This is a genomic window from Mesobacillus sp. (genome assembly GCF_047739415.1).
Taxonomy (GTDB): Bacteria; Bacillota; Bacilli; order Bacillales; family Cytobacillaceae; genus Mesobacillus.
This window is the reverse complement of the sequence record NZ_JBIQOE010000234.1, coordinates 1-9,385: the sequence shown is the minus strand read 5'-3', so window position 1 is coordinate 9,385 and position 9,385 is coordinate 1. Positions and strand designations below refer to the sequence as shown.

Sequence of the window (9,385 nt, the reverse complement as noted above, 5' to 3'; positions counted from 1 at the left end):
AAACGAGACGTACCAAGTTGACTTGTAAAATCGTAGGGAAGCAGGAAAACTGCCTCCCTTTTCATTTTGGACAGTGAATCCGTCAGTTTTAGGACAATTAGTACCGTCAATTTCCGGACATTGTAGAACGTCATTAACACTTGATAATAAAGACATCCTTAAAGTATTTTTATATAAATAATAAAGATGATTCACACCTAACAGTGAAGTATTTAGAAAAAAATAACCTTCAATCCAAGTAGGATCGAAGGTTAAATCTATATCAACTGAGAACCTTTACTTTTTCATTTAAACCAAGCATTTTAGCTGTTGATTCATGAATTTCATGGAACAGCTCTGGGTTGTCCACTAATGACACTCCATAAGTTGGGATAATTTCCTTTATTTTATCCTGCCAATTGAACATCTGCTCAGGGAAGCATTTTTCTAACACTTCCAGCATGACGTTAACGGCAGTAGATGCACCAGGAGATGCACCTAGCAGTGCAGCTACAGAGCCATCTGAGGCACTGACAACCTCTGTACCGAACTGTAGTGTGCCTTTGCCAGTGTCGGTATCCTTGATGACCTGTACACGCTGTCCTGCAACTACGATACCCCAGTCCTCACTCTTGGCATTAGGAATGAACTCACGGAGTTCTTCCATCCGTTTTTCATGAGAGAGCATTACTTGCTCGATTAAGTACTTAGTCAATGCCATTTCTTTCATGCCTGCTGCCAACATAGTGATCACATTATTCGGTTTCACTGAACCAATCAAATCCATATTCGAACCTGTTTTCAAGAACTTAGGTGAGAAACCAGCAAATGGTCCAAACAGCAGGCTCTTCTTATTATCGATAAATCTTGTATCAAGATGCGGTACTGACATCGGAGGAGCGCCTACCTTGGCTTTTCCGTACACCTTTGCATGGTGCTGTTCTACTACTTCTGGATTGTTGCAGACCATGAACAGTCCACTTACAGGGAATCCGCCAATACGTTTTGATTCAGGAATACCTGTCTTTTGCAGTAACGGCAGACTTCCGCCCCCACCGCCGATAAAAATGAATTTCGCAGTATGATATTCAGTTTTACCGCTTTCAAGGTTTTGCACTTTCAGTTCCCATAATCCATCACTTGTACGATTGATATCTTTAACACTATGGTTATAGTTAATCTCGACATTTTTACTCTCCAAATGCTCAAACAACATGCGAGTTAATGCACCGAAGTTAACATCCGTTCCTGAGTCAATTTTGGTTGCCGCAATCGGATCATTCGATGTACGGCCTTCCATGACTAATGGAATCCATTCTTTAAGTTTGTCAGGGTCTTCGGAGTATTCCATCCCCTGAAACATAGGAATATCTGAAAGCGCTTTAAATCGTTTTTTCAAAAACTCAACATTTTTTTCGCCTTCTACTAAACTCATATGAGGCAGTGCCCTGATAAAGTCCTGCGGATTACGAATCAAATTGCTTTTTACCAGATAAGACCAAAATTGTCTTGAAATTTGAAACTGCTCATTTACGTTAATTGCCTTGCTAATATCTATCGATCCGTCGGGTTTTTCAGGTGTATAATTCAACTCACACAGAGCAGCGTGCCCAGTACCCGCATTATTCCACTCATTGGAGCTCTCTTCACCTGCAGAAGCTAGTTTTTCAAACACTTTAATGTCCCATTCTGGTGCTAACTCTTTCAGTAAGGATCCCAACGTCGCACTCATGACTCCGGCACCAATTAAGATAACGTCTGTTGCTTTCTGTACGTTGCTCATTATACCCTTCCTTATCCCTTATATTTGAGTAGGTGCGCCTGCCTCAGTTCCACCTAGGATCACACCTTTTCCGTCCATGTTCAAACCATAACATAATCTATTATAAAGACTTACATATTAAAATATCTACTATTTACTGATTATTATAAACTATTTTTCCATAGTAAAAAAGTGAGAAGTCCATTCACAAGTTTCAAAAACATAAAAATGATACCTTCTGTTCGAGGAGACTTCCAGACTGGATATGCAAAAATCCTCGTAAAAGCCCACTAGCCGGTTTTACTTAGGTTGTGAAAGCAACCAAACTACGAAAAGAGACTATTTAAATTACAATATTTTCATTAACCCCGAAAATATTTTTGCCTATCTGCTTGTCTAATAACTTTTATTCGTGTTTAGACTGGACATACACTGCTTATCCTATTCCTGCCTGATTGCTTTGCAGCATAAAGACTCTTATCTGCCTTTTTGACAATTTCTTCAGTATCATGAACTGTTTCCGGATAGGTAGCTACTCCTATTGAAACCGTTATATTAATATGTTGCTGTTCATCAATAGGAAATGGATGATTGGTAACTGCTTTGCGAATCTGTTCCGCTATATCGATGGCTTGCTGATTTGGGCAATCAGGCAAAATCACAGAGAACTCTTCTCCGCCATTTCTGGAAACAATATCAAAAGACCTGGTTGTATTTTTTAATACTTTACCAAGCTCTATAAGTATTTTATCTCCTGCTAGATGCCCAAATGTATCGTTCACTTTCTTGAAAAAATCGATATTCAATGTAAGGAGTGATAATTTCTCGCCTTTTTCTTTTGCATTTTTCATAAACATATTCAGCACATTATCGAATTGGCGTACATTGTTTAAACCTGTTAAGTAATCGATTGAGGCTTCTTCCTTGTATCTTTCCAATAAAAAATGGACCTTCTCTGGAAATCAACAAAAAAAACACTTACAAAACCGCCAAGAAATGCGATTAGCCAATAGGATTGCACTAACACCTTCAAAACGGCAATATCTCTAACTAATACAGAGATGACTATCGTAAAAATGATGTTTGTTGTCATGATCATTAAAAAACTTTTCTTGTTAAGATTTACGTTTTTATTTATTGTCCGATTAATAATGAAATAAAACAGCAGAATCAAAGTCATCAAGACTAATGCTCCATATGCAGAAGCAATGACCCCAAATATAAATCTACCAATTATTATAATCCCAGCACTCACCATTGCAGGTCTTATACCAATGAACAAAGTGAGTAGCATAACAGGAATAAACCTTAGATCCACTATTGTTTCACTTGTTACCTGGATTGAATAATACATAAGGATCATTCCTAATAACCCACCAGCTACACCAGAAACATACCACTCCTTCTTATCTATCTTGAATTTCCATCTTAGTTGAACATAAACAAATATGAGCGCGATCAGTATACATAGATTGACTAATAATGATTGATGAGCAAGCGATACACTCCTAATACTTTAGTCCCTTTAGTATATCAATACCCTAATTTGTTTCCAATATTTGTATGTGAAAAGAGTAGCGTAAATTTTATTTTTGTCCGAAAACGACCTGATTAGAGAATCAACGACGGATTTTTTAAAAAATCAATCATGTTTTGTCAGAAAAATAAGATAATTTTTTAAAGGACTATTTACATGCCTGTTTAATTTCTTAAATAGGCATGTAGACATCCTAATTTCAAAGAAGAAAGGAGTCCATTTTGCAGAAAGGATGTTTTTTACCAATTAATGAAGGAGCTGAAACTTAACTTATGCTAAAAAAACATTCAATACGAAGTACAGCAATCCTACTAATCTTTATCCTTGCTTTCTCCACATTCGGCATGGGAGCCTTTGCAAATGGAACCTCAGGTTCTGCATCCACTTCTGTCACCCCTCAACAACTGGCAGAACTTTATGGAAAAATTGATGTTAAGTCTTCAAAACCGACCACTGTTATTGTTGAATTAAACGAAAAATCCATCGTTGAAGCGAAACATAGCGGAACATCCCAATCAAAAGCTAAATTAAAAGCTGCTCGAGACAAAGTGAAGGACTCTGTCAAAAAAGCAGCAAAGTCCAGTAAGATTCAACGTGAATATGATTATGTATTTTCTGGTTTCTCTGTAGAACTTACGGCAAACCAAATACCTGCATTATTAGCTGTTCCTGGTGTAAAAGCCGTTTATCCTGATGTTACATATTCAGTAACAGGTGATGAAGGAACACTTATTACAGCAGAAGCATTTAGTCCGGAAATGATGAACAGCGCACCATATATTGGTGCTAACGCTGCCTGGGATTCTGGCTATACAGGAGAAGGCGTTACCGTCGCTGTTATCGATACGGGCGCTGATTATACTCATCCTGACCTGGCCCATGCTTTTGGCGATTATAAGGGCTGGGACTTTGTAGATAACGATAATGATCCGCAGGAAACTCCAGCTGGGGACCCACGTGGTGAAGAAACGACGCACGGCACGCATGTATCAGGTACAGTGGCTGCCAATGGCCAAATCAAGGGAGTAGCTCCCAATGCTAAGCTTTTGGCTTATCGTGTTCTTGGACCAGGCGGCAGTGGAACGACTGAAAATGTAATAGCTGGAATCGAGCGTGCTGTACAAGACGGTGCCGATATTATGAACCTGTCTCTAGGAAACCCATTGAATCTCCCAGACTATGCAACTAGTATTGCTCTAGACTGGGCGATGGCCGAAGGTGTAATTGCCGTTACTTCGAACGGAAACTCAGGCCCTGCTAACTGGACAGTCGGTTCCCCGGGTACATCCCGTGATGCAATATCTGTAGGAGCAACACAGCTTCCTTTTGAAGTCTATAATGTGGAGACAACTACTACTGGCGGTGTTACTTATGATACCGATAAAGTAATGGGCTATGCGGATGTAGCCGACTTAAAAGCTCTTGACGAGAAAGAATTTGAGTATGTATTTGCCGGTTTAGGAAGCCCTGAGGAGTTTGAGAACATTGATGTTGAAGGAAAAATTGCCCTGATCAGCCGAGGTACCTATGCATTTGTTGATAAAGCCGCTGCCGCAAAAGCTGCTGGCGCAGTTGGCGCGATAATTTTCAACAGTGGGGACGGAGAAATTCCATATGTCATTCCAGGCATGGAAGTGCCAACCATTAAAATGTCTAAAGCAGATGGTCAAAAGATGCTTGCAGAATTAGAAAAAGGAAATAATACCGTTTCCTTTAACCTTGATTATGTTAAGACTGATCCAGAAATCATCGCAGAATTCTCATCCCGTGGCCCAGTAACGGAAACATGGATGATCAAGCCTGACGTCTCAGCTCCTGGGGTGAATATCGTAAGCACCGTACCAGGCGGATACGGTTCAAAGCAAGGAACAAGCATGGCTTCACCTCACGTTGCCGGAGCTGCTGCATTGCTTTTACAAGCACATCCTGATTGGAACGTTCATGATGTAAAGGCCGCATTGATGAACACAGCCGAAAACCTGGAGGATCCTGCTACGGGCGAAGATTATCCTCACAATACGCAGGGTGCTGGAAGCATCCGTGTCGTTGAGGCAATCAATGCCAAAACTTTAGTGACACCAGGCAGCCACTCGTTTGGCGTATTCTTAAAGAACAAAGGAAAACAAGTTGAAAAACAACACTTTACCCTGAAGAACCTTTCCAACGAAAGAAAAATATATAGTTTCGATGTTAGCTTTGAAGGAAATCCTGATGGACTCAAAGTGATGACAAGCAAAAATTTAAAAGTCAATGCCGGCAAATCGCAACAGGTGAACTTGAATGTCCAGGTTGATGCTGGCAAGCTAGCACCTGGTTACTACGAAGGAACGATTGTCGTCAGTGATGGTACTGCTTCCTTCGATGTTCCGACTATCCTGTTTGTCCAAGAACCAGATTATCCACGCGTTGAATATGTAGATGTTATGTTCGATAGCAATGGAATCACTGAAGTCGGAGGATATTTCACAGGCGGCGCTGAATCAGTTGACTTCTTTGTCTACCTTTCAGATGTTGATGGAAATCCCCTTCAATATTTAGGAGATATTGGCTATTATGAAAGTATCCCTGTCGGCTTCCACTCTTTTGAATGGGATGGAACGCTTATGAATGGATTCAAACTTCCAAAAGGGTACTATTACAACGTTTACGCTTATGCAACGTATAAAGGAATCAGTTCACTTGAAGGTGTGAATTTCCTATACGAATAGAATATAACAACAAAGGCTTCAGGTTTTGCACCTGAAGCCTTTGTTGTTTAAATTGCTTTAAAAGTATATTACACTCGCATATTAGCTAAAGCGACACGAAAAGGATGAAGCTCCGCCGTCATCACTCCCTCTGCTACAGCAGGGTCGCATAACATTATCCTCTCAGCTTCTACCTTGGATTCAGCTTTAAACACCACGATGCCAAAGGCAGTCTCATCCATAGTCGTTGTTCTTCCTGCCATTATGACCGTACCTTGCTCCAAAAGACTTTTCAAACTTTCAAAATGCCTACCGACAATCTCATTTGTCTCATCCGTCCAGTTGCTTTCCACCAGATACTCAGGCAAAAGGCGAAGTACATAAATAAATTGCTGAAGCTCCATCCGATTTCCCCGCTTTCTTATTTCTGTCTATGAAACAATTATCACTGGAACGCTTTCCTGTCGTTTGTATTTCACTTTTCTACAAAAAACATTGAAATGGCACCTAAACCAACATGGGTTCCAACCGATACTCCCATTTGAATAATATAAATGTCTCCGGAGAAACCTGTATCTAGTTGGATTTTGGCTTTAAGATTTTCGGCAACTTTACGATCTGATGTATAACCAAGTATGATAAAGTCTGTCATTTCTGGGTCATTTCTCTTCAAAAACTCCTGCGTGTAATGCTGAAGTACTCTTTTTAATCCTCTTTCCTTTGCAACAATTGCTCCTTTTCCTTGCTTCATCGTCATGATTGGTTTGAGCATAAGAATCTTGCCGATAAAGGCACTTGCATTCGTGAGTCTGCCACTCTTAATTAAATGATTTAAATCATCAACAGAAAGGAAGTGTTTTACTTTTGTTTTGTAGGTTTCATTAAATTCGATGATTTCTTTAAATGATGCCCCCTGGTCTCGCATCATCGCACTCTTCATGATTAACCATCCGCTGCCATGACTCATGCATTTAGAATCGACTATATGAATTTTAACAGCCGAATCAGGCGATTCCTCATAGAAATAATCTTTTGCTATCACAGCTGATTGATAGGCACCGCTTGTCCCGCTAGACATACATATACATAGTATCTCTTCGCTTCCATCATTCACAGCTTTCTTTATAATCTTATGGTATTCTTCAGGACTTGGCATCCCTGTTGTTGGGTGCTCAGATAACCCTTCCAACATACTATAAAAATCATTCGGCTCAATATCCACTCGATCTTTATAAAGTTTCCCCTCAATATTTATCGTCAATGGAGCTAAGCTAATGTCATATAATTCAAGTACTTCCTTTGATAAATCACAAGTTGAATCAGCCAAAATTTTAATCATTTATATCCTCCAAGTAAGCAACTACCCTTATCTTAACCCAACCTCAGCTTAAGTTAATACATATTTTATTAGGCACTTTTCCGTAACCAGTTTCTTTACCTCTGAAAAGCAGCACTAAAAAGTCGGCAAACTCGATGAAAACTGAGCTTGCCGACAGTATTTATCTGTGCTGTTACCAGCTACTTTACCCTCCTGGCTGCTTGCTGAACAGGATCCCATACACCATTATACGGGGGAGCATAGGCCAGATCTAAATCGAGCAGCTCATCGGTCGTCATAGAATGAAATATTGCCGTCGCAAGTACATCAATCCGTTTATCGACTCCATTTTCTCCAATAATTTGCCCGCCAAGAACCTTATGTGTCTCTTTATGATAAACAAGTTTCAATTTCATTTTTTTATCATCCGGATAATAACCTGCGATATCTGTTGCTGTAATGGTTACAGAGCCATATGGAATGTTCAGCATGTTTGCCTCTGTTTCTGATAGCCCAGTTCTCCCCAGGGTTAAATCGAAAAACTTAATAATGGAAGTGCCTACAATTCCTTTAAACGTTTTATGTACATCAACCATGTTCAATCCGGCGATCTGTCCTTGCTTATTAGCATGTGTTCCCAACGGGACATGATCATCCTTTTCTTTTACTCGGTGGTATTGTGTGGCACAATCTCCTGCCGCGTAGATATCTTCAATACTGGTTTGCATATAGGCATTTACTTGAATCGCACCATTTACACTGGTCTTGATTCCTGTTCCCTCTAAAAAGGAAGTATTGGGCTTCACACCTACAGCGACTAGCACCAAATCTGTTTTATACTCCCCTTTATCGGTTTTCACAGATTCCACATGGCCACTTCCACCGAATGCTTCCACGGATTCACTCATTTTTAACACAATGTTTTGCTTTACTGCTTCTTCATGAATCAGTTCTGCCATGTCTGTATCAAATATTTTGGCTAATTGCTCATTTCTTTCAATGATGGTTACCTTCTTGCCGAGCTCCGCAAAACTTTCGGCCATTTCAAGCCCGATGTATCCGCCACCAATCACCGTCACATTATGTATATCTCTTTCTAGATAATCCATTATTGCCTTAGCATCAGGGATGGTCTTTAATGAGAAAATACCTGGAAGTGTCACATCCTCCCACTCTGGAACGACCGAGCTTACACCAGTCGCAATCAGAAGGCGCTCATATGGAAGGCTGAACGTTTCACCATTACTATGGTTTATTCCCCTTACCATTTTATTTTCCGAGTCCACCTTTTGGACTTCATGAAATACTCGTGCATCAATGCCATATTTCTCTTTAAAAGCAGACTGAGTGCGAGCGATTAACTGATCTGTAGACTCAATCTTCCCGCTGATCACATAAGGCAGGCCACATTGACCGTATGAATAAACGCCTCCCTTTTCTAACACAGTGATTTCATGTCCAGAGCTGTTTCGGACAATTTGCATCGCAGCACTCATGCCTGCTGCATCTCCACCAATAATAAGTATTTTCATCTTCATCCCTCCACTCTTTGTGTATCCATTTATTACTGATATTTAAACATTGGGATTTAGGCAACTTCAGAAAAATGCTGATTAACATCCTATTTATCTTTCGAGGCCGTCAAAGGATCAATGTAACCGGTTGGAGTTCTGGAAACCGATAAACATACTTCTACCTGATTTTACAATGTTTACATTTAAAGTATTATAAGGGTTCATAGTATTCTGTAAATACACCTTTGAGAATTCTTTTGATTTTTTCAAAATCAATGTCATCAATTCATCAATTAAATCAGGGTCAATGTTAAGTATTTCTTTTATGTACTCTAATTGTATGTCATGTACACTTAACCACAGGCGGACCACTGCATCATGAATATGGTACTGCCTTTTCGGAATTGGTTTCTGAATCACAGCAACTTGAAGAAAAATCCGTCTTACATACTCCTGTTTCAGGCAACTCTAAATGTACTTCTTTAGCTCAAAGCTATTGGTGGATTGTTTCTTCATTTGTTCATTTTTTATTCCAAGAATTAGAATATACTAGATATTATGGCCAACAAAATTAGATTAGGAAGTGAT

The 9,385-nt window shown here is 39.7% G+C and carries 7 protein-coding genes; 1 reads left to right on the top strand and 6 read right to left on the bottom strand.

From position 1 onward, the window contains the following. Positions 1-262 precede the first annotated feature (262 nt). The 3 genes from ACH0QE_RS18465 to ACH0QE_RS18455 form a co-directional block, all read right to left on the bottom strand. Positions 263-1,762 carry a malate:quinone oxidoreductase gene (locus ACH0QE_RS18465; protein ID WP_415801953.1) on the bottom strand — a complete coding sequence of 500 codons (1,500 nt, stop codon included), beginning with the start codon at positions 1,760-1,762 and terminating at the stop codon, positions 263-265. Between the two features lie 395 nt (positions 1,763-2,157). Next, entirely contained in the window at positions 2,158-2,679 is a 522-nt protein-coding gene (locus ACH0QE_RS18460; RefSeq protein ID WP_415801952.1) for a GGDEF domain-containing protein, read from the bottom strand. Next, positions 2,640-3,104, bottom strand: a complete 465-nt coding sequence (locus ACH0QE_RS18455; RefSeq protein WP_415801951.1) for a hypothetical protein — start codon at positions 3,102-3,104, stop codon at positions 2,640-2,642. The genes ACH0QE_RS18460 and ACH0QE_RS18455 overlap by 40 nt, the downstream gene beginning before the upstream one ends. A 446-nt stretch (positions 3,105-3,550) precedes the next feature. Between ACH0QE_RS18455 and ACH0QE_RS18450 the strand changes: the two genes are divergently transcribed. Continuing rightward, entirely contained in the window at positions 3,551-5,986 is a 2,436-nt protein-coding gene (locus tag ACH0QE_RS18450) for a S8 family serine peptidase (protein WP_415801950.1), read from the top strand. Positions 5,987-6,054: 68 nt separating this feature from the next. On the opposite strand, the gene ACH0QE_RS18445 is transcribed toward ACH0QE_RS18450, so the two are convergent. From ACH0QE_RS18445 to ACH0QE_RS18435, 3 genes are all read right to left on the bottom strand, one after another. Next, on the bottom strand, positions 6,055-6,369 hold the full coding sequence (locus tag ACH0QE_RS18445; RefSeq protein ID WP_415801949.1) for a YciI family protein: 315 nt from the start codon (positions 6,367-6,369) through the stop codon (positions 6,055-6,057). 71 nt (positions 6,370-6,440) lie between these two features. Further along, positions 6,441-7,304, bottom strand: a complete 864-nt coding sequence (locus tag ACH0QE_RS18440) for a DegV family protein (protein ID WP_415801948.1) — start codon at positions 7,302-7,304, stop codon at positions 6,441-6,443. Between the two features lie 179 nt (positions 7,305-7,483). Continuing rightward, a complete protein-coding gene (locus ACH0QE_RS18435) occupies positions 7,484-8,815 on the bottom strand; it encodes a CoA-disulfide reductase (RefSeq protein WP_415801947.1) in 1,332 nt (443 codons plus the stop codon). Positions 8,816-9,385 lie beyond the last annotated feature (570 nt).

Coding starts and splice junctions, on each gene's coding strand:
- ACH0QE_RS18435 (WP_415801947.1), bottom strand. CDS start 8,815: ATGAAAATACTTATTATTGGTGGAGATGCAGCAGGCATGAGTGCTGCG.
- ACH0QE_RS18450 (WP_415801950.1), top strand. CDS start 3,551: ATGCTAAAAAAACATTCAATACGAAGTACAGCAATCCTACTAATCTTT.
- ACH0QE_RS18455 (WP_415801951.1), bottom strand. CDS start 3,104: ATGATCCTTATGTATTATTCAATCCAGGTAACAAGTGAAACAATAGTG.
- ACH0QE_RS18440 (WP_415801948.1), bottom strand. CDS start 7,304: ATGATTAAAATTTTGGCTGATTCAACTTGTGATTTATCAAAGGAAGTA.
- ACH0QE_RS18445 (WP_415801949.1), bottom strand. CDS start 6,369: ATGGAGCTTCAGCAATTTATTTATGTACTTCGCCTTTTGCCTGAGTAT.
- ACH0QE_RS18465 (WP_415801953.1), bottom strand. CDS start 1,762: ATGAGCAACGTACAGAAAGCAACAGACGTTATCTTAATTGGTGCCGGA.